General features: G+C 54.9%; 26 protein-coding genes. 16 read left to right on the forward strand and 10 right to left on the reverse strand.

What is annotated here, in order from left to right; translation table 11 throughout:
- The first annotated feature begins 9 nt into the window (after nucleotides 1-9).
- Nucleotides 10-807, forward strand: a complete 798-nt coding sequence (locus BO53_RS13595) for a M23 family metallopeptidase (RefSeq protein WP_031547835.1) — start codon at nucleotides 10-12, stop codon at nucleotides 805-807.
- An 11-nt stretch (nucleotides 808-818) separates the two neighbouring features.
- Here BO53_RS13595 and BO53_RS0110135 read toward each other — a convergent pair whose 3' ends face one another.
- On the reverse strand, nucleotides 819-1,241 hold the full coding sequence (locus BO53_RS0110135; protein WP_051683090.1) for a hypothetical protein: 423 nt from the start codon (nucleotides 1,239-1,241) through the stop codon (nucleotides 819-821).
- A gap of 81 nt (nucleotides 1,242-1,322) precedes the next feature.
- On the opposite strand from BO53_RS0110135, the gene BO53_RS0110140 reads away from it, so the two are divergent.
- The 4 genes from BO53_RS0110140 to galU all read left to right on the forward strand — a co-directional run bounded on the left by BO53_RS0110140 (nucleotide 1,323) and on the right by galU (nucleotide 5,829).
- Complete coding sequence (locus BO53_RS0110140; protein ID WP_031547838.1) at nucleotides 1,323-2,126, forward strand: gluconate 2-dehydrogenase subunit 3 family protein; 804 nt, start codon at nucleotides 1,323-1,325, stop codon at nucleotides 2,124-2,126.
- On the forward strand, nucleotides 2,107-3,837 hold the full coding sequence (locus tag BO53_RS0110145; RefSeq protein ID WP_031547840.1) for a GMC family oxidoreductase: 1,731 nt from the start codon (nucleotides 2,107-2,109) through the stop codon (nucleotides 3,835-3,837). The genes BO53_RS0110140 and BO53_RS0110145 overlap by 20 nt, the downstream gene beginning before the upstream one ends.
- Before the next feature lie 9 nt (nucleotides 3,838-3,846).
- Nucleotides 3,847-4,752 (forward strand): twin-arginine translocase subunit TatC, encoded by a 906-nt coding sequence (gene tatC, locus BO53_RS0110150; RefSeq protein ID WP_031547842.1) that lies wholly within the window; start codon nucleotides 3,847-3,849, stop codon nucleotides 4,750-4,752.
- A 177-nt stretch (nucleotides 4,753-4,929) separates the two neighbouring features.
- Nucleotides 4,930-5,829 carry a UTP--glucose-1-phosphate uridylyltransferase GalU gene (gene galU, locus BO53_RS0110155; RefSeq protein WP_031547844.1) on the forward strand — a complete coding sequence of 300 codons (900 nt, stop codon included), beginning with the start codon at nucleotides 4,930-4,932 and terminating at the stop codon, nucleotides 5,827-5,829.
- A gap of 55 nt (nucleotides 5,830-5,884) precedes the next feature.
- Here the strand turns inward: galU and tatC (BO53_RS0110160) are convergent, their stop codons facing one another.
- The 3 genes from tatC (BO53_RS0110160) to BO53_RS0110170 all read right to left on the reverse strand — a co-directional run bounded on the left by tatC (BO53_RS0110160) (nucleotide 5,885) and on the right by BO53_RS0110170 (nucleotide 9,317).
- Nucleotides 5,885-6,712 carry a twin-arginine translocase subunit TatC gene (tatC, locus tag BO53_RS0110160; RefSeq protein WP_031547846.1) on the reverse strand — a complete coding sequence of 276 codons (828 nt, stop codon included), beginning with the start codon at nucleotides 6,710-6,712 and terminating at the stop codon, nucleotides 5,885-5,887.
- A gap of 90 nt (nucleotides 6,713-6,802) precedes the next feature.
- On the reverse strand, nucleotides 6,803-8,518 hold the full coding sequence (locus tag BO53_RS0110165) for a GMC family oxidoreductase (protein WP_031547848.1): 1,716 nt from the start codon (nucleotides 8,516-8,518) through the stop codon (nucleotides 6,803-6,805).
- Between the two features lie 19 nt (nucleotides 8,519-8,537).
- Nucleotides 8,538-9,317: a gluconate 2-dehydrogenase subunit 3 family protein gene (locus tag BO53_RS0110170; protein ID WP_031547851.1), complete on the reverse strand. Its 780-nt coding sequence runs from the start codon at nucleotides 9,315-9,317 to the stop codon at nucleotides 8,538-8,540.
- 92 nt (nucleotides 9,318-9,409) lie between these two features.
- On the opposite strand from BO53_RS0110170, the gene BO53_RS0110175 reads away from it, so the two are divergent.
- Complete coding sequence (locus BO53_RS0110175; RefSeq protein WP_031547853.1) at nucleotides 9,410-9,841, forward strand: hypothetical protein; 432 nt, start codon at nucleotides 9,410-9,412, stop codon at nucleotides 9,839-9,841.
- Nucleotides 9,842-10,108: 267 nt separating this feature from the next.
- On the opposite strand, the gene BO53_RS0110180 is transcribed toward BO53_RS0110175, so the two are convergent.
- Nucleotides 10,109-11,251, reverse strand: coding sequence for a CapA family protein (locus tag BO53_RS0110180; RefSeq protein WP_245608231.1), 1,143 nt, complete (start codon nucleotides 11,249-11,251; stop codon nucleotides 10,109-10,111).
- A 164-nt stretch (nucleotides 11,252-11,415) separates the two neighbouring features.
- Nucleotides 11,416-12,612 (reverse strand): MFS transporter, encoded by a 1,197-nt coding sequence (locus tag BO53_RS0110185; RefSeq protein ID WP_031547858.1) that lies wholly within the window; start codon nucleotides 12,610-12,612, stop codon nucleotides 11,416-11,418.
- A gap of 159 nt (nucleotides 12,613-12,771) precedes the next feature.
- On the opposite strand from BO53_RS0110185, the gene BO53_RS0110190 reads away from it, so the two are divergent.
- From BO53_RS0110190 to BO53_RS0110220, 7 genes are all read left to right on the forward strand, one after another.
- On the forward strand, nucleotides 12,772-14,274 hold the full coding sequence (locus BO53_RS0110190) for a UDP-N-acetylmuramoyl-L-alanyl-D-glutamate--2,6-diaminopimelate ligase (RefSeq protein ID WP_031547860.1): 1,503 nt from the start codon (nucleotides 12,772-12,774) through the stop codon (nucleotides 14,272-14,274).
- A complete protein-coding gene (locus tag BO53_RS0110195; protein ID WP_051683091.1) occupies nucleotides 14,246-14,485 on the forward strand; it encodes a YueH family protein in 240 nt (79 codons plus the stop codon). Before BO53_RS0110190 ends, BO53_RS0110195 begins: the two co-directional genes overlap by 29 nt.
- Nucleotides 14,486-14,495: 10 nt before the next feature.
- Complete coding sequence (locus tag BO53_RS0110200) at nucleotides 14,496-16,052, forward strand: peptide chain release factor 3 (protein ID WP_031547863.1); 1,557 nt, start codon at nucleotides 14,496-14,498, stop codon at nucleotides 16,050-16,052.
- 244 nt (nucleotides 16,053-16,296) lie between these two features.
- Nucleotides 16,297-17,100, forward strand: a complete 804-nt coding sequence (locus tag BO53_RS0110205; RefSeq protein ID WP_031547865.1) for a TerC family protein — start codon at nucleotides 16,297-16,299, stop codon at nucleotides 17,098-17,100.
- Nucleotides 17,101-17,144: 44 nt separating this feature from the next.
- Nucleotides 17,145-18,767, forward strand: a complete 1,623-nt coding sequence (locus BO53_RS0110210; protein WP_031547867.1) for a S1C family serine protease — start codon at nucleotides 17,145-17,147, stop codon at nucleotides 18,765-18,767.
- Nucleotides 18,768-18,943: 176 nt separating this feature from the next.
- Entirely contained in the window at nucleotides 18,944-20,299 is a 1,356-nt protein-coding gene (locus BO53_RS0110215) for a TrkH family potassium uptake protein (RefSeq protein WP_084185027.1), read from the forward strand.
- A gap of 28 nt (nucleotides 20,300-20,327) precedes the next feature.
- Nucleotides 20,328-21,182 carry a bifunctional UDP-sugar hydrolase/5'-nucleotidase gene (locus BO53_RS0110220; RefSeq protein WP_031547872.1) on the forward strand — a complete coding sequence of 285 codons (855 nt, stop codon included), beginning with the start codon at nucleotides 20,328-20,330 and terminating at the stop codon, nucleotides 21,180-21,182.
- Nucleotides 21,183-21,489: 307 nt separating this feature from the next.
- On the opposite strand, the gene BO53_RS0110225 is transcribed toward BO53_RS0110220, so the two are convergent.
- From BO53_RS0110225 to BO53_RS0110240, 4 genes are all read right to left on the reverse strand, one after another.
- The gene (locus tag BO53_RS0110225; protein ID WP_031547874.1) at nucleotides 21,490-21,678 is read right to left on the reverse strand and encodes a YkvS family protein; all 189 of its coding nucleotides are present in this window, start codon (nucleotides 21,676-21,678) and stop codon (nucleotides 21,490-21,492) included.
- Between the two features lie 172 nt (nucleotides 21,679-21,850).
- Nucleotides 21,851-22,318, reverse strand: a complete 468-nt coding sequence (locus tag BO53_RS13775) for a spore coat protein (protein ID WP_084185029.1) — start codon at nucleotides 22,316-22,318, stop codon at nucleotides 21,851-21,853.
- Between the two features lie 59 nt (nucleotides 22,319-22,377).
- On the reverse strand, nucleotides 22,378-22,584 hold the full coding sequence (locus BO53_RS0110235; protein ID WP_031547879.1) for a hypothetical protein: 207 nt from the start codon (nucleotides 22,582-22,584) through the stop codon (nucleotides 22,378-22,380).
- Between the two features lie 100 nt (nucleotides 22,585-22,684).
- Nucleotides 22,685-23,164, reverse strand: a complete 480-nt coding sequence (locus BO53_RS0110240; protein ID WP_031547880.1) for a sigma-70 family RNA polymerase sigma factor — start codon at nucleotides 23,162-23,164, stop codon at nucleotides 22,685-22,687.
- 208 nt (nucleotides 23,165-23,372) lie between these two features.
- Here BO53_RS0110240 and BO53_RS0110245 point away from each other — a divergent pair, with 208 nt between their 5' ends.
- The 3 genes from BO53_RS0110245 to BO53_RS0110255 all read left to right on the forward strand — a co-directional run bounded on the left by BO53_RS0110245 (nucleotide 23,373) and on the right by BO53_RS0110255 (nucleotide 26,293).
- Entirely contained in the window at nucleotides 23,373-23,897 is a 525-nt protein-coding gene (locus BO53_RS0110245; protein WP_051683092.1) for a competence protein ComK, read from the forward strand.
- A 76-nt stretch (nucleotides 23,898-23,973) separates the two neighbouring features.
- On the forward strand, nucleotides 23,974-25,521 hold the full coding sequence (locus tag BO53_RS0110250) for a hypothetical protein (protein WP_031547885.1): 1,548 nt from the start codon (nucleotides 23,974-23,976) through the stop codon (nucleotides 25,519-25,521).
- Entirely contained in the window at nucleotides 25,499-26,293 is a 795-nt protein-coding gene (locus BO53_RS0110255) for a hypothetical protein (RefSeq protein WP_031547887.1), read from the forward strand. The genes BO53_RS0110250 and BO53_RS0110255 overlap by 23 nt, the downstream gene beginning before the upstream one ends.
- Nucleotides 26,294-26,296: the final 3 nt, after the last annotated feature.

A 26,296-nucleotide genomic window follows, 5' to 3' on the forward strand; every position in this document is an offset into this window, starting at 1 on the left:
AGGACATTCATGAATCCAATCGATTATCTTGTGGGTCAGGGGTTCAGGGTCACATCCGATCCGACCCGGTACAGAAGCGGCATATGGGGGAAGCGGGACTATACGGTGGATGGCTACAACTATGACACGTACTGCGGCGGGTACCACCGGGCATATGACCTCGCCAAGGCCCATCTGGCACCCGTGCCGGCAGTGTGCAGCGGGGAGGTCGCTCCGGGCACGGCCCGCCATGGCAACTTCGGCGGGACGGTGGTCATTGCGAATAAAGCGCTCGGCATCCAGGTGATCTACGGGCATCTCGACCGGAACCTCAAAGTCCGTGTCGGGCAGACCGTCCGCCAGGGCGATACCGTGGGGCTCCAGTCGAACACGAACTATGACAATGTGCAGATGGCGAGCCATCTGCACATCCAGTTCCAGAAATACGGCTACATCGCAGGGGAACGCGCCTTTGTGTGCACCGGCATCAATCCATTGAAAATAAACGTCTCGGAAGCGGTGCACCTTGATACCTGGCTGTGGCATGGGCACTTCACGGCAGACAGCCGCATACGGCTCCGGGATCATCCGTCGAAGCAGGCAGCAGCGAGGGGCATCATCACACCGGGGACGAAGGTCCGCTTCGACCGGCTCTATGTCAATGAAGGGCTCTGGTGGATACGCATCACGACAGGCGGGAAACAAAGATGCATCGCAGTCGGGGAAAAGCAGACGGGGGTCACCTTCCGCCGTGCGAACACCCTCGGCCGCCTATGGGGGAAGGCCGGAGGACTAGATACATCACGGGGCAAAGAAAAACAGGGTTGAAGTCATGGACTTCAACCCTGTTTCATGTTTTCGGGCCGCTGCTCGATGCGGGGCGAGGATTTTATTTCCCGGTCGAGCCTGTAGAGCAGCCGGTTGATCTCGACCTGGTTGATCGCTTCGACGATGAAGTAGGCGAGGATCGTGTAGACGGTGATGGCAGCGATGAGCAGGATGTTGCTTTGGATGACGCTGATGACGAGCGCCGGCATGATGACGAGTGCGATGAATGCAAGCAGCATGCCGAGGCGGTTGCCGTATATGGCACGCTGTGTGTCCCGGAGCTGATCCGAATATTTCCGGTTGACCCGCTCGAGGTCCACATCCCGGGCATCACGGTAAACTTTGGTGATGTGGACATCACCGCCGTACTCGTCTTTCGTATAGCGGAGGTCCATATGCGAGTTGTCCCATGTAAGGTATTTGAAAAAAGCCATGACTTTCCCTCCCATCTATGTTTGCAATATTCTGTTAATATTATATAATGAAATCATCTATTTATCAAAGGGGTGTTGATAATGGCAGAAAAAGGACCGGATGAAAAGCAGTTTTCAAGACGTGATTTTCTCAAGACCACAGGGGTTGCGACAGGCGGCATCATAGGCGGATCGCTGCTTGGCGGCTTTGTAGGATTCAACATGAACGGCGACTCCGGCGGAGATACGGCACAGAACGGCCAGCAGGACACTGGAGGGGACACGGCCCAGGGACAGCATGACCCGGGGCGCATCTTCTTCCATAACGACGCGGAATTCGAAACGATTTCACAGGCCATGGAGCGCATATTCCCCGAGGATGATATGGGGCCCGGGGCCATCACACTCGGCGCACCCTATTTCCTGGATATGCAGCTCGCCGGGGAATACGGCAACAACACGAAGGAATATATGCAGGGTCCCTTTTATGCAGGGGAGACGACCCAGGGGTACCAGTCCCGTCTGAAGCGGTCGGAACTGTTCAGGTTGGGCATCGAGCGTCTGAATGCGGAGGCCAACGAACAGTTCGATGATGATTTCAGCAACCTTGAAGGAGAGGACCAGGATGAGATACTGACCAGGTTCCAGGAAGGGGAGGCAGATATGGGTGTGCCGCCTGCAACGGCGACGCCCGAGGACTTCTTCGGCCTCCTGCGCTCGGCAACGATCGAAGGGGTATATGCAGACCCGCTCTATCGGGGCAACCGTGGCATGGAAGGCTGGAAGATGAAGAACTTCCCGGGTCACCAGTACCAGTACATCGACAGGATACAGAGCGACAGCATGGTCGAAATCGAACCACAACCACTATTTGGAGGCGATCATAATGGCAACGGAAATGGATAAGGTGGATGTAGTCACCGTCGGTGTCGGCTGGACAGGCGGCATCGTGGCAGCAGAAGCGGCGAAGGCGGGTCTTCAGGTGGTCGGCCTCGAGCGGGGCAGGGAACGCGGCACCGAGGACTACCAGCACATTCATGACGAATACAAATATGCGATCAGATATGAACTGATGCAGGATGTCTCGAAGGAGACGATCACCTTCAGGAACAGCCGGGAACAGCGTGCACTGCCGATGCGGCAGATGGGATCCTTCCTGCTCGGGGAGAACCTGGGTGGGGCCGGTACCCACTGGAACGGGCAGACATGGCGCTTTCTGCCATATGACTTCGAAATCCGTTCGATGACGGAGGAGCGGTACGGCAGTGAAAAGTTGCGCGACGACGACGGATACAGGCTACAAGACTGGGGTATTACATACGACGAGCTTGAGCCTTATTTCGACAAGTTTGAAAAGACAGCCGGCATTTCGGGAGAGGAAAACCCACTGGGCGGCGAACGTTCCAATCCGTACCCGACGCCACCTATGATGAAGACGCGCATTCTTGAAATGTTCGAGGAGGCATCATCCAATCTGGGCTACGACCCGATCATGATGCCGTCGGCGAACTTGAGTGAACAGTTCGAGAATCCGGATGGGCAGACCATCGCTGCATGCCAGTACTGCGGATTCTGCGAGCGCTTCGGCTGCGAGTATGGGGCGAAATCCTCCCCGGAAGTCACAGTCATTCCGGCTGCGAGGGAGACCGGCAACTTCGAAGTCCGCACACACTCCAACGTCGTTGAAATACTGACGGATGAAGATGACGACAGCCAGGTCACCGGCGTAAGATATGTCGACACGCGTACCGGCGAAGAGTTCATCCAGCCGGCGGATGTCGTAGTATTGAACAGCTACGTCTTCAACAACTACAAACTGCTCAGGGTCTCGGACATCGGCCAGCAGTATGACCCCGAAACGGAAGAGGGCACGCTCGGCCGCAACTATTGCTACCAGATCTTCGGCGGCGCAACGGGCTACTTCGATGAACAGTTCAACACATTCATGGGAGCAGGCGCCCTCGGCATGGCATTCGACAACTATAACGGGGACAACTTCGACCACTCGGATCTCGACTTCCTGCATGGCGGCAACATGGCCATCACCCAGACCGGCAACCGTCCGATCGCAACGAACCGGATCCGTCCGGATACGCCATCGTGGGGCAGTGAATTCAAGAAGGAATCCATCGAAAGCTATACGCGCACACTGCGCGTCCAGGGGCAGGGGGCATCGCTTCCGCACAAGGATAACTATATCGACCTTGATGACGAATACACGGATGTGTATGGCGTGCCGCTCGTCCAATTGACATACAACTTCACCGATCAGGATATATCCGCCCAGAAGTACCTCGCTGAGAAGGCGGCCGAAGTGGTCGAGGAGATGGGCGCCAATGAAGTCGTCGTCGATGCGGAGATCTCGGACTACAGCATCGTGCCATACCAGTCCACACACAACACCGGCGGTACGATCATGGGGGACGACCCGGAAACGAGTGTGACGAACACGTGGCTCCAGCACTGGGACCGTGACAATCTGTTTGTTGTCGGTGCCGGCAGTTTCGTCCATAATAGTGGGTACAACCCAACTGCAACAGTCGGTGCACTCGCCTACCGCTGTGCAGAGGGCGTAATCAGATTCGCTGAGGAAGGCGGACGTCTCGAAGAAGAATAGGTGATATAAATGGATCCATATCAAAACCTGAGCGTCAGTCCGGTACACAAGAGGAAAGGCAATAAGGACAAAAAGGACGAGGGCAGGAAAGTTTCAGGCGGTTCCGGCGGTGGAGATGGGGGCGGTGGCAACGGCCCCCGCAACCCACAGGAGCCGGAGGAACCGAGGAAAAGGAAAAAGGTGAGCACCGAAGATCCATATGCACCACTCATGGATCACATCGAGGACCTGCGGAGCCTGCTGATCAAATCGGCAGTCGTCTTTGTCCTGTGGTTCTTCACCATATTCATGACTGTCGGCTGGTGGTTCCCGGTCGTCTCGAAGGGCGCAGACATCGTCGTCCTCGGCCCCTTCGAAGTCATCCGGTTCTACATCCGGACTTCGGCAGCCATGAGCCTCGGACTCAGCCTGCCGTTCATCTGCTGGTTCCTCTGGCAGTTCGTACGGCCGGGACTGGTCGACAAGGAGACCCAGTTCCTTAAGGGATCGCTGCCGGTGATGCTCGGGCTGTTCCTGGTTGGTCTCTCCTTCGGCTATTTCGTCGTCCATCCGATCAGCTACTTCTTTCTGATAGAGATGGGGCAGATCAACTTCGATGTGCTCGTCACAGCCGATGAGTACATGTCATTCCTTTTGATCACGACGATTCCGTTCGGGCTGATCTTCCAGCTGCCGATTGTTGTTCTATTCCTTAATCATATAGAATTGCTCGATTCCGATCTCATGAAGAAATCCAGAAAGTTCGCCTACTTCGGGCTGCTTGTCATCACCGCACTCATCGCACCACCCGATTTCTTCACCCACCTCATTACACTATTGCCGATGATCGGATTGTATGAAATCAGCATCATCCTCGTCAGACGAAAAGAAAGGCGCACTGCTGAGAAGGAGAAAGCCGAAGCGGAAGCAGCTTAATCTGACCGGGGAAAGGAGGGCATGGGCCCTCCTTTTTTGATTGATTTTTTTATTATGTGGGCAGGCAGGCTTGGCACTACGACGCCCTCAAAAACAAATTACACGCAAATCCCATATAATCGCTCAGTATTTGTTATAGTATAGGAAAAGAGATGGAATGAAAAAGGAGATGGAGAGATGCAGAAGGTAAGAAAAGCGGTCATTCCCGCAGCAGGGCTCGGAACCAGGTTCCTGCCGGCGACAAAAGCGATGCCGAAGGAGATGCTGCCGATATTGGACAAGCCGACGATCCAGTATATCGTCGAAGAAGCGGTGGAGGCGGGAATTGAGGATATCATCATCGTCACCGGCAAGCATAAGCGGGCGATCGAGGATCACTTCGACCACCAGATCGAGCTTGAGATGAATCTGAAAAATAAGGAGAAGTTCGAGCTGCTGGAAAAAGTAGAGCATGCGACAGGGCTTGCGAACATCTTCTACGTCAGGCAGAAATCCCCGAAAGGGCTCGGCCACGCCATACATACAGCCAGGCAGTTCATCGGGGACGAACCTTTCGCAGTCCTGCTCGGGGATGACATCGTGGACAATGAAGGCGGCACACCGGCGATCGGTCAGCTGATCGAGCAGTATAACGCGTGCCAGAGCCCCATCATCGGAGTGAAGCAGGTGCCGAAATCCGAGACCTCCCGATACGGCATCGTGGAATTCGACAGGCAGGAGGGCAATCTGTACCATCTGTCCAACATGTTCGAGAAGCCGGCACCGGATGTGACGGACTCCACACTGGCGATCATGGGCCGCTATGTCCTGACACCTGAAATATTCGACCACCTCGAAAAAGGGAAGGTCGGCGCCGGCGGGGAAATCCAGCTGACGGACGCAATCCGGGCAGTCGGTGAAGCGGGCGGTGATGTGCACGCCGTCGATTTTGAAGGCCGCCGCTATGATGTAGGGGACAAGTCGGGCTTCGTCAAGACGACGATCGAATACGCACTGAAATCCGACATGAAGGATGAGCTTCTGGATTTCATGGCGGAAACTCTGGAGAAGAACGAAAGGGCAGGCAGACGGCAGTGAAGATGAAAAGCGGCATGACCTTGGTCCATACAGGATGCAAAGTCATGCCGCTTCTTTAATTTGCCGCTTCCATTTTCCGTGCTTTTTTCAACGCGCGCCTCTCCTTCAGCTTTACGAGGTAGATGCTGATTTCATACAGGACGATCATCGGCGCGACTGTAATGAGATGGGTGAAGAAGTCCGGCGGCACGATCAGCGCAGTAACGACGAGCAGTCCGAAATAGACATACTTCCGGACCTGCTTCATCAGGGCCGAGTCGAGCAGCTCGATGTGGTGCAGGAAGAGGACGACGATCGGCAGCTGGAAGATCAGCCCGAACGGCATCGTCGTCATCAAAAGGAATGACATGTACTCATCGGCTGTGACGAGGACGTCAAAATTCTCTTCGCCCATCTGGATCAGGAAGAAGTAGCTGATCGGGTGGACCACAAAGTATCCGAAGGAGAGTCCCGCAAGGAACAGCAGGAACATGATCGGAAAATAGGACTTCAGAAATTGGGTCTCCTTCTCCACAAGGCCGGGCCGCATGAACTGCCAGACGAAGTAGCAGATGAAGGGCAGGCTGAGTCCGATGCCGAGCGCACCGGATGTGCGGATATAGAACCGGATGACCTCAAACGGTCCCCTTACGATCAGATCATGCCCCTTCGTCAGATAGGGGAACCAGTACTGGATCGTCAGGAAGATCAGCATGAAGAAGAAGACGAACATCACAGCCGACTTGATCAGCATGCTCCTCAGATCACTGATGTGCTCGATCAGTGTCGCATCGGGCGTCTCGACCGTCACCTTGCGGCGCTTCTCCGCTTTTGTCATACTACCCTGTCCGCCCTGTACAGCCTCCTTGAGTGCATCTTTCCTTGTATTTTTATTATTGGTCATAGCGCTCACCTGCCATTATCATAAATGCAGCAGGCATACACCTGGAGAATAGCCGTATGCCTGTACCATTCATTTTTCTGCTGAATAAAGTTAAGCGTCGACGAGTGGGCCGTTGTCATCGAGGTACTGCTCGATGCCCTCAGCTGCACGGTATGCCAGGGCACCGACCGTGCCGGTCGGGTTGTAGCCGCCGTTGTGCGGGAAATTGGACCCGCCGATGACGAACACATTATCGGCATCCCACATCTGGAGGTAGTTGTTGACGACGCTCGTCTCAGGATCCGCACCCATAATCGTACCGCCGACGATATGGTCGTTGTGGGCGGGCAGTATATCAAAGTGCTCGCCGAGCTCGCTGCGGTTTTTGGATACCGGGTTCATTTCATCCAGTATCTCCTCGATGCGGTCCGCGATGAACTCGTGTACATTCCTGTCATGGTCGGTGAGGTCATAGGTGACCCGGAGAAGCGGGCGGCCATATTCATCTGTGTATGTCGGATCGAGGGACAGGTAGTTGTTTACATAAGGAAGCGTGATCATCTGTGCCCATGCCCCTGCAGAGCGGTTATATGCCTTGATGGATTCGTTCTTGAACTCAGCGCCCCAATTCTTTGTGCCCTGGGGTACTGCATTCTCAAGGATGGGACGCTTGCCCTGCTGTTTCATGGATATCGATCCGCCGTGGATGAAGTTGTACTCCGAGTGGTCGAAGTTGTCATTGTTGTAGTCATCGATTGTCACGCCGAGCGCGCCGGCCCCCATGGACATGTTGTATTCCTTGTCGAAGAAGGCAGTGACGGATGGCGTGATATGGAGACAGTAGTTCTTTCCGACTGTCCCGTCACCTGTTTCAGGATCATACGGCGTACCCAGTTCGGAGTGGAGTAGCAGTTTCGTATTGTTCGTCGTATGGCTCGTGATGACGACAACGTCAGCGGGCTGGATATATTCCTTCTGTGTTCTTGGGTCGATGTAGAGGACGCCGGTCACTTCCCCGTCCTCCTTCATTATTTCGAGGACGTTTGCGTTCGTGCGCAGTTCGAAGCTGTCCTGCTGTTTGGCGACCGGAATCGTTGTGACGATCGGGGAGGATTTGGCTCCCCATTCACAGCCGAACTTCTCGCAGAAGCCGCAGTACTGGCACGCGGCAAGTGTCATGCCGTCAGGATTCGTATACTCCTCCGACATGTTGCCGGCAGGTGTCCTGAACGGGGTGGTGCCCGCCGCTTCACAGGCCGCCTTGAAATCCGAAAGGAGCGGCGTCATCTTCATCGGCGGTGTCGGATACGGTTTTCTGCGTTCCGGTCCCATCGGGTTCTGCTCCCCGCTGATGCCGGCCGTCTCTTCGAATTTCTCATAATAGGGCAGGAGCTCATCATATGTAATGCCCCAGTCCTGTATCAGATAATCGTCGGAAACTTTATTCTGTCCATATTTCTCTTCTGTCCGTGACTTCAGTTCAAAGTCGTATGGATGATAGAACCATGTATCACCGTTCCAGTGGACGCCGCCGCCACCGACATCCGTCCCGATCAGGAATGCACCGAAGCGGCGCATCGGCAAAGCCTCCTCATCAAGCGTATTGCGGTAGGTGATGGTCTCCTTGGAAAGGTCCTGCATCATTTCGTGTCCGACGACATAGCGATACTCATCATGCGCGGTCAGATAGTCCTGCGTCGTCTTCTCGCGGCCCCGTTCGAGACCGAGCACCTGCCTGCCGGATTTGGCAAGCTCGGCAGCAACGATGCTTCCTGCCCATCCCATGCCGACAACGACGACTTCCTTCTTATCGAGTGTTTCAGCCATTTCATTCGCCTCCTATTGGTTAATGGGAAATGTGTGTGGAATTCGACTGCATTTCCTTCTCCACAAATCCTTCCTGTTCGATTTCCTCTCTGTAGCTCATATATGCACCCGGGAACTTTTTCATCTCCCAGCCCTTCATTTCAATGTTGCCCCCATACAGTGGATCAGCATAGGCGCCCGACAGCGTGACAAGGCGCAGCTCCTCGAAGAAATCCCCGGCTTCAAGCCCGGGCAGTTCCAGATCGTTCTCCTGCAGACGGGTAAGGATCTCGTCCTGCTGGCCGCCTTCAAGTTCATAGAAGGGCATATCATGATTGGATAATGCCTCTTCATTCATAAGACGGATCCCATCCCGGAAAATATCCCTTCTGAGCGTTGCATACTGTGGCCCCTGGAAGTCTGTACCTTCCTTGAAGGGCCCCTTCATGTACTCCCGTGCATTCGCACCATAGCCCCCTGAGAGCTCATGGTCGATGAACCATGCGACTCCAAGCGCCTTAGCGCCCGGTCCATTATCATCTTCAGGGAAGATCCGCTCAGTCGCCGCTTCGATTATCCGGAATTCTTCCGGGTTCTGGAAGAACTTATATGCACGTGTGAAGTTCTGCTGCTGGCTGCCGGAATCGGACCCCTCTGAATCCCCCTGGTTTCCGGTTTCGGGTTCATCGGTTGCCGGAGGCGCTTCATCACCGAGCAGCGATCCAAGATATGTACCCGTTATAAGCGTTCCTGTGGCCACACCGGACATCTTCAGAAAGTTCCTTCTTGAAAAGGATTTTTCAGTTTCCTCGTTAGACATCTCATCACCTCTATATTAGAATTAAATGAATGTTACAGATTTATGTCTTTAATGGTAACCCAAACGTAGGAAACGGACAAGGAGGGAAAATAATGTCAGTACCATTGACAAAAGCATCCAGATATCTTTTCAAACCGAATCCGAATGTCGGAATAAAATACAAGGAACACGACATCAGCGGAGAGAAGAGGGTGACGGAATTTCTCACGCCCCACAAACTGCAGGAATTGGATCCGGAAGCAAAGGAGCATCATCGTACATTCATCGGGGAAATCGATGAAGCAGTGCAGCAGCAGATGAAGCAGACAAGCTTCCACCGGTATGTCGCCATCGCGCTGCTCATCCTTACCATCATCCTGCCGAGCCTGCTTCTGTTCTTTCTGGGCGGCAGCCACTGGGGGCTGATCGGCGGGGTCTACTATGCATTCTTCGCCTATATCCTGGTCGAGGCCTACATCACGGCGAACCGGAATTATTTCGAGCAGCAGCTCTATGAGAAATTCGAAAATGAATATTTGAAATGAACCGGCAGCCATCCCTGACCTGTTTCCTGATTTCGGAGAGACGGGGCAGGGAGCTGCCGCTTTTTATTTCTCTAAATTAAGAACTGCCATAAAATAAAAATGATGATTTTCTATCATTCAAAAGAGGAAAATAATATAACGGGAAGTGCCCCTTCACAGTGCGGCGCGTTCCGACTGAAAGCCCAGCCCCATGCGCCATCCATCCCCACACAAAAACGCCCCGGAACCCAAGTCTTCTCATCCCGGGTTTCGGGGCGTTCATCATTATTATTCCAGGTATTCCACGATTTCGAGTTCATCCGTATATGACTGCATATGCTCACTGACATCCTGATAGACGCCATCGGCATCCTCGAGTCCGTATTCATCGGCATCGGCCAACGGGATCAGCTCGAAGTTGTCATATCCCTCACTGTGGACGTAGGTCGGCATGAAGCGGACGCCTTCGACTGTGGTCTCGCCGGTCCCCATCTTGTGGTTCACATCGAATTCGATCACCCCGCCGAGCTTGGTGTCGAGGTCCTGCTGGGCACTGAAGAAGTTGGCGAGGGAGTAGGCGATGACGGTCTCCCCGCCGCCCTCCCGTTCATAGATGTCGACCGGCTGCAGCACGTGCGGGTGGTGGCCGAGCACGATATCCGCGCCGGCTTCTGCGATCTGCTCGAACTGGGCCACATGTTCATCACGCGGATACGGTTCATACTCGACGCCCTGATGCATGCTGACGACCAGCATGTCGACCTCATCCCGCAGATCCTCCATATCGGAGAGGATCGTATCCATGTCGATCAGGTTCACGAGATGGTCTTCACCTTCCGGCACCGGGATGCCGTTCGTACCATATGTGTAGGCGAGGAATCCGACTTCGACCCCGTTCACCTCCATGATCCGTTTCCGTTCCGCATCCTCGGGGCTCGTGTTCGCCCCGACATACTCGATTCCCTTCTCATTCAGGATATCGGCCGTGCGCTCCACACCTTCCGTGCTCCGGTCCAGCGTATGGTTGTTCGCAAATGACACGATGTCCGCATCGAAATATTCGAGCAGGTCCGCCGCCTCAAGCGGTGCATTGAACGCCGGATAGCCGCTCAGTCGCAAATCCTCCCCGCCGATCGGCGTCTCCTGGTTCATGAACACGAGATCCTGCTTCTGCAGATACGGCGCCACCTCGTCGACACGCGAGATGAAGTCGTAGCCCGAATCCGTCTCCACATCCTCGTACAGATGGTCGTGGATCAGCACATCCCCCGTTGCTGCGAAGCTGAACGATGTCTGGAAGTGGGTATTGATCACGTTATGTATCGTCTCCCCGGACACATGCGCAAGCTCCTTCTCATATGTTTCGTAATCCGCGACCTCCCCATTGCCGAACGGCAGGCTCAGCAGCACGAACATCAACACTTTCATCATATATATACACCCCATTGGAATTGAACTTCAGCGATAGCGCTTACTTCCATTCTACCGTTTAATTCCTGGATTGCCTACCAATTGCACGACACCTTTTCAGGAAAATAAAACGCCTGCCTCCATTTGCATATGGAGACAGGCGTGTAGGCGACTGCGGGTGGGGGTCAGCCCCGCGTCGCCCGCCAGTTGAACGAGAACAGTACCCCGTAGTAGACGAAGAGGACGACGAAGATCAGGCCGCTCGCCATGAGGGTGGCGGTCACGGTGCCGAAGATGTCGGCGATGAGCCCGCCGAGTGCCGGGCCGATCATGGCTCCGATGCCCTGGACGGAACTGATGACGCCCCACGATTCCTCCTTCTGGCTGCTGGCAATCGTGCCGGCGAGGTATTTGTTCCACGCAGGCAGCATGATGCCGTAGGCGAGGCCGATGAAGCTTGCGATGATGAAGATCAGCCACACCGTCTCTAGTGTGCTGAACCAGATGACGCCTGCAGCATAGACGAAGAACCCGCTGGTGATCACGCTGCGCGTGAAGCGCTCGGTGTGGATGTCGAGCGCACGGCTCAGCACCGTCATGCCGAAGCCGACGATGCCGAAGACGAGCAGGATGAAGAAGGTATATTCGAAATAGTTGAGTTCGAGCAGCGTCGTGATGTATGTCGGCAGGACCGGCAGCAGCATGCCGACGCCGAGCCCCTGGAACATGATGCCCGGCATATTCTTCATATGGTGGCGCAGTATATCCCACGTCTCACGGAGCGGCAGGCGCTGCTTGCGCCGTCCGGCCGTCTCGCCGTCCCGGGTCTCGACCTTGTAGTCGCCCGGCATGACGAGGAAGACGATGAAGTTGAGCAGGAACACTGCGGCCATCGCATAGACGGAAGCGGCATCGAATATGCCGATCAGGAAGTTCATGATGACCATGCCGGCACCGAGTCCCGACAGCCACGCGAAGAAGATGAGCCCCATCTCGCGGCCACGGTTCTCGTCCTGGACGTTCGAGAGGGCGATGATCCATATCGGACAGACGCTGATGCCGAGCAGGCACGCCGCAATCAGCAGCACATAGAAGCTCTGGTCGAACATGACGGTGACCATGGCACCGATGCCGACGACATACGACAGGAACATCGTCCACCACGCGCCGATCTTGCGCATCAGGAAGCCGAGCCAGATGTTCGTCACGGCATCGAAGACGTAGTGCATCGTGATGACGATGGCGGACAGGCTGAGCGATATGATGCCGATGGTCGGCAGTGCGGGCAGATAGCTCAATATGAACATCCCCCGGACGACTTCCGTCAGGCAGAGGATGAAAGCGAGTTTCCAGAATCTTTTCTTATGATCATTGGTTGCCATTGTGTCACCTTTTTGGAACATTATTTGATGGTTGGAGCATATTTTACGGAAAGGTATATCACTGTCTGATGATACTGAGCGCGGTTTCATATGTCAATTCCTACTATTAAAGACCACGCTTCTATTGTATAATATAAAAGTTGAAAGGTGGCAGGAAACATGAATTCGAAGACTCTGATTTCCCTTCTGAAAATAAAAGAGGCATATGGGGATTTTCCGGAAACTGTGACAAACATAACGATGGATTCGCGCGAAGTGGATGAGCACTCCGTATTCGTCGCCATCAGAGGCTATCAGGTGGATGGCTTCGACTTTATTCCACAGGCCATCCGCTCGGGCTGCCGGTTCATCGTCACAGACCGCCACCGGGAGATGCCGGAAGGCGTCGGACTGCTCGTTGTCCGGGACCCGGAGAAGGTGGCCGCCCTGTTTGCGGAGTACATCTATGATTTTCCGCACGAAACCCAGACGATGATCGGTGTCACCGGCACGAACGGCAAGACGACCGTGGCGACGATGATCCACAACTTGAGCCGGGCACTCGGCAAGAACAGCGCCTACCTTGGGACGAACGGGTTCATGCTCAATGAGGACCGCTACGGCAGTACGAATACAACGCCGGAGACGACGCGCCTGCACAAGCGTATCCAGGAGGCGCATGAGCGGGAGACGGAAGTGTTCACGATGGAAGTGTCATCGCATGCCCTCGGCCTCGGCCGGACATTCGGCATCGAATATGACATAGCGATCTTCACGAACCTGACGCAGGACCATCTCGACTTCCACAATACGATGGACGAGTACGGCTATACGAAGGGCCTCCTGTTCTCCCAGATGGGGCACAACATGAAGGACCGCAAATACATCATCCTCAACCAGGACGACCCGTGGACCGCACGCTACAGTAAAATGACGCCGCATGAAGTGGTCACCTACGGGATGACATCCGAGGCGGACTTTCATCCGACGGACATCGAGGGGACGCTTGAGGGCTTCAACTTCACACTCAATACGCCGGAGGGCGCCTTCCATGTCGATTCGCCGTACATCGGCCACTTCAATATACAGAACCTGATGTGTGCCATCATCAGCGAATGGCTCCAAGGGTACCGGCTGCCCCGCATCATCGGGGCCGTCAGTGATATGGCACCGGTCGAGGGCCGCCTTGAGGTGCTTGATAAGACACTGCCGATCGACATCATCATCGACTTCGCCCATACGCCGGACGCGCTCGATAAGATCATCGATACGATCGAGCCCTTCGTCACAAAACGCCTGATCTTCCTCGTCGGCATGACCGGCGAGCGGGACCTGTCGAAGGCCCGCGAGATGGGACGCATATCCACGCGGGCGGACGTGGCGATCTTCACGCCGGACAACCCGGCCAATGATGACCCGCAGATGCTCGTCGATGCGCTCGCGGCAGGCGCTTCGCATGACAACTACCATTCCTTCACGGACCGCACGGAAGGCATCGAGTATGCCATCGATATCGCGGAGCCCGGCGACACGGTGGTCCTCGCATGCAAGGGCCGCGAACCGTACCAGATCATGGAGGACTATGTGAAGGTGCCGCACCGCGACGACCTGATTGCACTGGATCGGGCATACCGCAAATACCGGAGGGATGAATATGTTACAGATACAGACATCCATCAATGAAGCCCGCGTGCCGGTGTTCATTTTCCCGCACGAGGAACGGAACACGTACATCATCAGCATACCGGATATGAACTTCAGCCTGGAATACAGCCGGACCCTCACCGAAGCGGATCAGGCCGAGGAGATCGTCCTCCATCTGTTCAATGTGATGGATGAGGAGACATGCGAATCAGTCGCACGTGACATTACACGCGCAACCTCTACAAAGTAAGGAGAAAATTATGGATTTCACTCATGAAATAGAAAAAAGAAAGACGTTCGCCATCATCTCGCACCCGGATGCCGGGAAGACGACGCTGACGGAGAAGCTGCTGCTGTTCGGCGGCGCCATCCGCCAGGCGGGGACGGTCAAGGGCAAGAAGGGCGGCAAGTTCGCCACCTCCGACTGGATGAAGGTGGAGCAGGAGCGTGGCATCAGTGTCACGAGCTCCGTCATGCAGTTCGACTTCGACGGCTACAAGATCAACATCCTCGATACACCGGGACACGAGGACTTCTCGGAGGATACGTACCGCACACTGATGGCGGTCGACTCCGCCGTCATGGTCATCGATGCCGCAAAGGGCATCGAGCCGCAGACGCTGAAGCTCTTCAAAGTCTGCCGGATGCGCGGCATTCCGATCTTCACGTTCATCAACAAGCTTGACCGTGTCGGCAAGGAGCCGTTCGAACTGCTCGAGGAGATCGAGGAGACGCTTGAGATCGAGACGTATCCGATGACATGGCCGATCGGCATGGGGCCAAGCTTCTTCGGCATCATCAACCGCAAGGACCGCACGATCAACCCGTACCGCGAAGAGGAGAAGCTTACGCTTGATGAGGACTATGCACTCAAGGAATCGCACCCGATCTCAGAAGACGAGGCATTCCAGACCGCAGTCGATGAATTCATGCTGGTCGAGGAGGCGGGGGATGCGTTCGACCGCGACAAGATTGCGACGGGCGACCTGACGCCGGTCTTCTTCGGTTCCGCACTGTCCACTTTCGGCATCGAGGAGTTCCTCGACACGTATGTCGACTATGCACCGATGCCGACGCCAAGGAGGACGAAGGAGGAGTCGCAGGTGTCGCCGACGAATGAAAACTTCAGCGGCTTCATCTTCAAGATCCAGGCCAACATGGACCCGCGTCACCGCGACCGCCTGGCATTCATGCGCGTCGTCTCCGGCAAGTTCACGCGCGGCATGGACGTCACCCTGGCCCGCACCGGCCGGAAGACGAAGGTCAACCGCGCGACGATGTTCATGGCCGACGATACGGAGACCGTCAACGAGGCATACGCCGGCGACATCATCGGACTGTATGACACCGGAAACTTCCAGATCGGGGACACGCTCTATGATGGGCAGAAGGTGGATTTCGAGGATCTGCCGCAGTTCACGCCGGAGATCTTCATGAAGGTATCCGCCAAGAACGTCATGAAGCAGAAGCACTTCTACAAGGGCATCGAACAGCTCGTGCAGGAGGGTGCCATCCAGTACTACAAGACGGTGCACACGAACCAGCCGATACTCGGTGCCGTCGGGCAGCTGCAGTTCGAAGTGTTCGAACACCGCATGAAGAACGAGTACAACACGGATGTCATCATGGAGCCGGTCGGCAAGAAGATCGCCCGCTGGGTGGAGAACGAGGAAGCCATTACGGATGCCATGAGCACGTCGCGTTCGAACCTCGTGCTCGACCGATATGACAACCAGGTCTTCCTGTTCGAGAACGAGTTCGCCATGCGCTGGTTCAGCGAGAAGTATCCCGAAGTAAAACTCTATACGCTCCTGTAGCATTTACACTTTACTTTGGCCGCCACATCGTCTATATTTAGGGATGTAATTACAGTGGACGTACACCTTTTCAGCGGAAAAGGGGAGTAACGAATGGGGCGACCCATCAATGCATCGTCATGACGGATGAATCCCGGTGCATTGAGCAATACACCGTATTGTATCGTGAGACCTTGACCGCATGCCTTTTTGGCATGCGATCAGGGTCTTTTTGCGTTCACATCAACTTTTAGGAGGAAACACTATGGATTTTGCGATAATTTTGGAGTACGCATGGGTGCTCGTCGTCCTGATCGTGCTTGAGGGGCTGCTTGCTGCCGACAATGCGGTCGTACTCGCCGTAATGGTCAAGCACCTGGATCCGAAACGCCGGAAGAAGGCGCTGTTCTACGGCCTGCTCGGTGCGTTCGTCTTCCGCATGATTGCGATACTGCTGCTCGTCTGGCTCGTCCAGTGGTGGTGGATGCAGGCGCTCGGTGCACTCTATCTGTTCTACGTATCGATCTCGCACCTCATCAAGCTGAGGCAGGGGGAGAAGGAGCCGGAGGAACCGACGGCAGGGACCGAAGGTGTCGCGCTCGGCGAAGCGAAGAAGAAGGGCGGCGGCTTCTGGTTTACGGTGTTCAAGGTGGAGCTTGCGGACATCGCATTTGCCATCGATTCGATACTCGCAGCCGCAGCCATTGCGCTCGCACTGCCTGAAGTGGGCGGAGACTTCTTCGGCATCAATGCCGGACAGTATACCGTAATGCTCATCGGCGGTCTGATCGGGGTCATCATCATGCGGTTCTTCGCCACATGGTTCGTCGAGCTGCTCAACAAGAAGCCGGGCCTCGAAGTGGCGGCATTCATCATCGTCGGCTGGGTCGGCGTGAAGCTGGCGGTGCTGACGCTGGCGCACGATGCCATCGGCGTCATACCGCATGACTTCCCGCATTCCACAACATGGAAGCTGATCTTCTGGGCGGTCATGGTGATCATCATTTCAGCGGGCTGGTTCCTGAGCAAGGATGAAGGCCACGGTAAAAAAGTGGAAAGCAACTACTAAAATCTCTATAATGAGTGGTACAAAACAGTTAGGAGGGGTCGCCTTTGGAAAGATCGAAGAAGCACATCATTCCAAAAGATAGATATCGCCGGAAGCGGAGAATGTTTGCAGGCGATGATTCAGAGCGCATGGATGGATCGGACCAGGAACAGTCACCACAGGAGAATATGACGGATGGACGAAATCCCCTTTCATCGGAACCACAGAATGACGGAACAGAATACCAGACAGCTTCAGACAATACAGAAGAAAGACCGGCCACAGCCAGGCGGCGTGAGGATGAACCGGTTCCGGAAACGGAACGGGAATACGCCCCCGGTGAAGAGGGCTATCGGGATCGGAGCGCACCTGCCAGCATGGGCGGCACTGTCGGCATGACCCCTGGGGCGGACGACGCGGACCGCCGGGATGTGGATGATGACAGGAACGATGGTGGTGGAAATGGCGATGGCGGAAACAGGCGCCGGGGCTGCCTCGGTGGCTTCCTCGTGCCATTCATCGCCGGCCTGCTCGGTGCACTTGCCATGCTCCTCCTGTTCAATTTCCTGAATGATGACGGGGGTAGCGGCAACAACAGCGAAGAGGCAGCCGACGACGGCATTTCCGAGGAGAACCGGCAGGAGATAGAAGACATCAAGGGACAGCTCCAGGAAGAGAGTGGCAACTCGGATAAGGCCGTGTCGGATACGACGGCCGCCGTACAGAAGGCGAAGCAGTCGGTTGTTTCGATCATCAACCTGCAGCGGGTCGGTGAAATCGTCCCGGGCATCCAGGAGGCGCCTGAGAGCGAGCCGGAAGAAGCGGGCACCGGTTCCGGCGTCATCTACAAGCTGACCGATGAGTATGCCTACATCGTCACGAACAACCACGTGGTGGACGGTGCAACGGAACTCCAGGTCAACTTGGAGAATGGGGATCAGCTGAGCGGTGAGATCGTCGGCACCGACCTCTGGACGGACCTTGCGGTCGTCCGTGTCGAGCGCGGCAACATCGACAATGCCATCGATTTCGGCAACAGCGACCAGCTGCTCGTCGGCGAGACGGCCATCGCAATCGGTTCACCGCTCGGCCAGGCCTTCTCGGGATCTGTATCCCGGGGCATCGTCTCCGGACTCGACCGGAGCGTCCCTGTCGATATCGATACCGACGGCAACTATGACTGGGAGGCAAACGTGATCCAGACGGACGCCGCGATCAACCCCGGCAACTCCGGTGGCGCACTGGTCGACCAGAATGGCGACCTGATCGGCATCAACTCCATGAAGATCAGCATGCCGACGGTCGAAGGCATCGGTTTTGCCATTCCGGTGAATGAAGTCGAGCAGATCGTCACACAGCTCGAGGAGAATGGTGAAGTGCAGCGGCCTTACCTCGGTGTACTCCTCCAGGACCTGTACACAATTCCTGCAGAAGTGCTGGTCAATGAAATGAACCTGCCGGATGACGTGAATTCGGGCGTCGTCATCAGTCATGTCGAAGAAGGGACACCGGCGGACGCAGCGGGGCTGGAAGCGCTCGATGTCGTCGTGTCGCTTGACGGCAATGAAGTGCAGAACATGATGGAGCTGAGGAAGTACCTGTACTATGAAAAGTCACAGGGCGAAGAGATGCAGATCGAGTATTACCGTGATGGACAGCTTCAGCAGACGACAGCGACACTGGAATAGTTTTTCAGGCACCGGCCACTGGCCGGTGCCTTTTATTATGAATAGCATATAGGGAAAGAGGGTACTGTAAAAGCAATTGAGAAGCCGTCTTGACACAGGTGTGGCACCTGCGTGATAATGAAGTGTATTTTTGAAAATATGATGCGAAACGCGAGCATTTGAAAGAAGGGGTTGCAATGTTCAAGTGGCTGGAGCGCTTCATGGATTCCCTCAGTCCACAACGCGGTATATTTCTGTATTATCTCATTGCATTGATGCTGGCGAGCGTGCTGCTCAGCCTGCCGGTCCTCTATAGGGGAGAGAAGGATACGGCGCTGATCGACACCATCTTCGTCGCAGCATCCGCATTGTCGGTCACAGGCCTTACATCAGTCAATATCGCCGAGACCTTCAATACAGTGGGGTATTTTGCAATCATGCTGATCATGAACCTCGGCGGCATCGGCATCATGGCGATGGGAACGATGGTCTGGGTAATCTTCGGACGCCGCATCGGCCTTCGGGAACGCATGCAGATTGCAGTCGACAACAACCAGTATAAATTCTCCGGCGCAGTCAAGCTGGTACTCGAGATCATCAAGGTGCTGCTGGTGATTGAAGCAATCGGTGCACTGATGTATGTCATCTATTTCTTCGTGGATACGAATGATCTGTACTATTCGCTCATGCACGGCATCTTCCTGTCCGTATCCGCCACGACCAATGGCGGGATGGATCTGTTCGGCGATTCCCTGCTCGGGTTTGAAGAAGCCTACATACTGCAGGTGCCGGTGATGATCCAGATCATGCTCGGAGCCATCGGATACCCGGTGCTGATCGAAGTGAGGAACTATTTGAGCAAGCATCATAAGAACTTCCGGTTCACACTGTTCGCAAAGATCACGACGTTGACGTATGGTGGACTCTTCTTCCTGGGGGCATTCTTCATCTTCATCATGGAGTCACAGAACTACTTCGTCCGTGATTCGTGGTTCAAGACATTGATGAACAGCCTGTTCGCCTCTGCAACCACACGGAGCGGCGGGCTGACGACCGTCGATCCCAGCCTGTTCAGTGATGCCACCCAGTTGATGATGAGTGCCCTCATGTTCATCGGGGCCTCTCCAAGTTCCGCCGGCGGCGGCATCCGGACGACGACATTCGCAATCCTGATTCTGTTCCTGGTCGCATTCAGCCGCGGACGTACGGATATCCGGATATTCAACCGGGAGATTGCGAAGGAGGACCTGCACCGTGCATTCGCCGTCATCACACTCGCGGTGTTCCTCGTCTTCGGCGGCATCATCTCCGTCGTCCTGTTCGAGGACAGCCGCTTTGATCTGATCGACGTCATCTTTGAAGTGACCAGCGCCTTCGGAACGTGTGGACTTTCCACCGGCATCACCGATGAGTTGTCCACACCGAGCAAAATCGTCGTCATGATCTTCATGTTCATCGGCCGGATCGGGTTCATTTCGTTCCTGTTCACCATGGCCGGACGCCAGAAGGAACTGCCGTACCACTTCCCTAAAGAACGCATCCTGATCGGTTAAGCCATATCCAATGAAAGGAGGGAGCGTCATGCAGGAATTCTTCAGCGTCAGTCTCATCCTGACCCAGCACATCAACCGCCAGCTCGGCAAGCAGCCCGGCGTCACACTGTCCAAAGTCTCCAGGTACAAGCGTGGGTTGTCATTCGAGGAGAACAACCACATCCTCCTGTGTGACCTTGGCGGTACGCTCGGCATCGATATGGAATACATCGCACCGCGCAACCCGTCCATCACCAGCATGAACTACATGGGCTACAATTTCGGCATCTTCAACCATCAGGACATGTCGAACATTTCCCATCTGCGCCGGACGATGAGCTTCTCCAACTTCCCCTGGATGACCTGCAACATCACGCATCCGATGACGAAGGAGCCCTTCTTCGGCGAACCGTATGAAGTCTACAACGTCAACGGCATGAAGCTTGCCATCCTCGGGGGATATGCCGGCAGCTTCCGTCCGGAAGCGGAGAAGAAGCATCCGACACTGCACGTCTCATCACTCAGCAGCTCGGTCAAACGCTGGCTCCGCTACATCTACGACACGGATGATCCCGACTACGTTATCGTCTGCATCTCCGATACCGATGACGAAATCAGCGCCATCATCAAAGATATGGAAGGCGTCGGTCTCCTCATCACAGGCAGCTGTGATGATGGGGCACTGGAGGAGGACGCACACGAAACCTTCACCGTCAGCGATGATCAGAACATCCCGAGATACCACCATCACCACACCGGCAAGGTCATGCATGTTGAGCTCAACTTCAAGACCCGCACCACAACGTATGAATACTTGAGCCATTCCGTCTCACGCATCGATCACTCCGTCTCCCAGCTCTCGGAAGACCACCGCATGCTCGACCTCGTGCACTACCATCTATAATAATATGTATGAAAATGAAGCGCAGCCGCTCCCTTTGATGGGATCTGCTGCGCTTTTGCATGCTGGAGGAGTGGCGGAGCATCCAATACGCCCCAAATCAAAAACCACCTCCAGCACACTGCTTAACCGCAGCCGCTGAAGGTGGCTTTCATCTCTATTTATAAAATCTATAAAAAAATCAACGGATGTCCCTGTAATCTGTATTCATATATCGATGTCACCATACGGCAACATCTGTCATACATGCCCCTTTAGGAAAACTCCCATCCATCCCGATTGCCGGACGTCTCCGTCGACCGCTAGAGAACTACGCTTCGATGATTTTGTACCTTTTGTGATTGACGACCGTCTTTTCGAACATTTCATGTTCGTCGAAGTTGTCATTGATGGTGATGTCGACGATGACCGAGTTTTCGTTCACTTTCTCGACTTTCCCTCTCATGCCGTCAAATTCTACAATATTTCCAACTTTCGCCGCTTCTACTTCTACTTCCATGGATCATACCTCCACAACAATGATGTAAGACATTATACTACATTTTGTATATTTTTCAATCCCTAGTGCAGAAATGGGGAAATAAAAAGTAACCGCTTACACTGTGGTCTCTAAAAAGCCGGGTACAGCAGCATCCATAAAAGACGCATGGTACCCGGTCCGATCCACACCATTATTCTGTACGCGAACTGCCGGATTCCACCGGCTGGCGGCCTGATTCATGTGCCGCTCCTTGATCGGCCATGGAAGCCTCACCCTCGAGTCTAGGAACAACATCATCAGCTGCAGCCTCATCCTCCACGCTGCGCTTCTTGCCCTTCTGACTGCGTTTCTTCGGCTGGGCACTCTCTGAGACGATTTTGCGTGCCTTCTTCACCTTCTTCTTATCCTTCTTGATCTGCTTCTCAAGGTCGAACGGGTGGTACATTTCCCGCTCGATCATATAGTCGGCGATGCGCGCATGCTGGTTCAGGGCCTGCGACAGCTGGCGCTTCAGAATTTCCCGCACTTCCGGGGAAATGGTTTCCGTCAGTGCAACGGCATAGGCACGGACGGTGGCTTTGGACGAGACGAGCAGCTCTGTGGCGATGAGCTCATCCCGCTTCTTGCCGGCTTGATCCAAAATATCTTCGAATTCCATTGTTTGGCCTCCCTGGGTCCTGGTCTCACTATCTACACTCGGGTTTGCATATGACACATCTATGGCAGCAGTGCTTCTATCTCATCAATCGCCTTCTCGGAAACCTGCTTTTCCTTGCGCAGCAGCTTCCTGAGTTCCGGATCCTCCACGATGGATTCCATCATGTGGGCTTTCAATAATGTCGACCGGCGCAGCGTCGTCACTTCATGGAGCTCCAGCGTTTCGTGGACGCCGAGGTCAAGGTCGAGCTTGTCTTTTTTGGCCATGGTTTGCCTCCTCAATTCACTCTATGGCATTAGAATACCATGACTGGGGAAAATAGACACCATGGGACGAAATAGAAATAATATTCAAAAAACTTGAAAGTCACTCCCCATCATACATCGCCCTGAGCGTCTTCCGGGCAGACGCCCGCCAGTTCTTCACACTCGATACGCTGAAGCCCGTCGCTTCGGCGATCTCGCGCACGCTGTATCCCTTCAGCGTATAGGCGAGCCAGACCCGCTCTTGCTCCCCGAGCAGCCCCCGTGCACTTTCCAGTTCCATCATATCCAGGCTGTCCATGCGTCCGCCGACCGATTCCGCCAGCAGGTCATCCGCCGTCACACTCACCGCATTCGTATAGCGGGAGACCCTGCGTATCTCATCGATCAGCCGCTGATAAATCCGCGTGTAGACGAACTGCGACTCCGTCGCCCCCTTCGCCGCAATGTCATCGAAGGTCGATAGCGCATTGTACACCGCCATGCGGCCCACTTGCATGTAGTCATCCTGGTCGAACTGGATGCTGAGGCGCTTCATGATGCTGTAGATCATCGGTTCATAGTCCTTTATCTTGTCGTTCATATTTGCGTCCTGTGACGTATCGATACATCTTTTATTTCCGGATGACTGTATCTTAGAATAAAGCGCCGCCTGCAGCATCCGTCGCCCCGCCCCGAAAGAGGGCCTTAATCAAAGATAAGTTAACATTTAATTAAATATTGTTAATATTATGTTATATAAAGTGAAGTTAGGGTATAATTAAGGCTCTAAATACATAAAGGGGTGAACCATGTTTACGACACCATCATTGAATCCGGGGCTCTGCTACATCGAACCCGTCCGGCATATGGAATATATGTGCCAGGCGGTCTACCACGGCGAGGCGCCACAACCATCACACAAGCCGACAGAAGCACTGATCGACGAGCTGCTCATCTACTATTACGGGACGAACCTCGCGGCCAGACGGGCGCACCTTAAGGCGGCGCATGCCATCCACCGCATGGGGCCGATCGTCATCGACGAGCGCATCCAGTTCGTCCTGTTCCCCATCACAACGAGCCGCACGCGCAATCCATTCTGGATCAACCTCCACCAGTTCCTCATGTGCCAGCCAGGAGGAGAGGGGATGACCGATATCCACTTCAATCATGGTATGATGAAGTCGGTGGCGGCCGACTACAATTTTTGCGAGAAGCAGTATGAAAAGGCGCTCCGGGTGCTGGACCGCTCGACGAAGATCCGCGAGCAGAGTGCACTTTATGCCACACGCCAGCATCAGATGAATGGCCGGAGTACAGATTTCATCAGATAATTTATTTTTCTGTATATTATAACTTTTCATTTCAGGGAATTTTTAGCATAATGATAAGGTGAACGGAGGATGCGACATGAAGATTCTGGCAGCAGGCGGCATATATATCGATCAGACTGGAAATGCAGATCCGTTCATCGGCGGGCACGAAGTGGCGGTGCTCATCGCCACCCACTCCCGCCACACCGTCCATCTACATACGAATTTCAGTTCCGAATCGACGGAACAGACGAAGGAATTGAAGCGCAGGCTGCGGGCGGTTGGCGTCGACCCGCGCATCGCCGGCCGTGTGTCCGCCCCCTATGGCACAATTGATGGGGAGACGGTCGAACCGGGGAGCAATGTGTTCGAAACCGTCCGTGCCGACCGGACGGGGGATAAAGGTGGCTACGACCTCTTCATCCTCACCACCGACATCGCAGAACGAGACTTCAGGTGGCTCCTGGCCCGTGCCCGCAGGGAGGGCATCCCCGTCATCGTCTTCACATGCGGCGAGTACGCATCATACAGCGACCATGACATCGACAACGTCGTCCTTGAAGAGACGGGGATGCCGGCGTATCACCGTCATACCGGAGAAATACGGGACATATTGGCGGAGCGGGGCATCATCGAACATGCACCCGTTGAGCAGAGCGGCGGGGTGCCCCCACCGGTCTATACGGTGCTGCGCGTCCTTGCCCAGCTGATGGGGATCGGCGTGCTCGCAGGCCTCGCCATACTCGGTGTGCTGTATCTCATCGGGCTGACCGGCGGGAATGCCGCCCATGAAGCGGAGATCGATCCCGATCAGGCGGTGGACCATGCCGAGTGTAATACCGTCGCGGAATGCCGTGCGCTCGGGGACGATCATCTCGCGGCGCTCGGCACTTACATCGACATTCGGGAGTCCCCGCATATGTTTGTGGAGAACCGCACCCAGATACAGTACATCACGTATACGGTGGCGGACTTCGCGCTCGCAGATCCCACTGAGCACGCGGCGCTGCCGGTCGGCTCACAGGATGAATTCGAAGCCATATGGACGCGGTTCCGCACATTCTTCCCGGACGAACATATCCGGGACATCGACCAGTTCGAGCTATTTTCGGACGGGGAGGGCAATACGCTCGCCTATGTCGATGTGACGGAGGCGGGCACGACGCTTGCTGTGGACATCCGGGACAACCGTGACCTGCCGAGCGAATACCGCACGTTGATCCACGAGTTCGCCCATGTCTATTCCCTGCCGATCGAAGCGTTCGACAACAACAGCACGGACCTCGATCATCTGAAGGAAGATACGCTGATGGCGGAGTACACCGAGCGCTTCTGGAGCCAGTACGGCGAGGAGTGGATCGAGAACAAGTTCAAGTCACAGCCGGAGCGCGAAGCTTTCTACAGCAACAATATCAATGATTTCCACGAGCCCTATCAGGCGACCAATCCGAAGGAGGACTTTGCCATCACCTTCCTGCACTTCATCATCAATGAAATGCCGGAGGAGAGCAGTCAGCTGAAGGATGTCAAAGTGCGCGCACTGTACGAAGACCCAAAACTCGTCGGGCTGCGCGTCGACATATTATCAAACATCCTAGAATATGAGAAGGAGAGGGCTTTAAGTGAAGCTCAAAGTGAAGATTAGAGATACCGCACTCACGATAGACACCATAACCATCCATGCTGAAGACACCATCCAGGATCTCATCGGCACCCTGATTGAAAAAAGTCTTGTCGCTCCCGATGTGGTGCATGATCTGACCATAAAGGGGTATGGAGATATTGAGAAAGGGCACCTCAGACTGTCCACGCTGTTCTCAAGCTCGGACAAGGCATATTTAAGCAATACACACATCAGCATCACGCTGACCAGGAAAGCGGAAGCGGAGACGCTTGCGAACCAGACGCTGCTCGACTATTCGAAAGTCGTCCAGGCGGTGGAGAAGTACGACGAGGCATTGGCGGCACTTGCGGTCCGGCCCGGGACGGTATTCTTCGTCCAGCAGGAGTCGGACCAGTACCTGCTGCGCCGGGAACTGTGGGGGATTGAAGTGTTCCACTTCCGCACACAGTACGCTGAGGCCTTCCAGGAAGCGGAGCGGTCGCCGATCGTCACCATCGAGCTGAAGTCGCGGGATGCGCTGACCAGGGACGAGCTCAAGTGGGTGCGGACCATCATGTTCCCATCCCGCCACAAGCGCAATCCACTGATCCGTCTGAACCATCCGCCCATTTCCCAGGCACACATCGATGTCATCGCCACACTCATCCATCGCATGGTCGTCATCATGGGCAAATTCGAAGGGACGGCCACCCATCTTGAAAGCAATAACGCACATCTGCCGACATACGTACAATTGGGGTCGGAATGCTCCATCGGATATATAGAGAAGGCACAGCTCGAGGGCATCCGGTAAATA

Origin of the sequence: Salinicoccus luteus DSM 17002, assembly GCF_000712035.1 — a bacterium.
In the GTDB taxonomy this organism is placed as follows: domain Bacteria; phylum Bacillota; class Bacilli; order Staphylococcales; family Salinicoccaceae; genus Salinicoccus; species Salinicoccus luteus.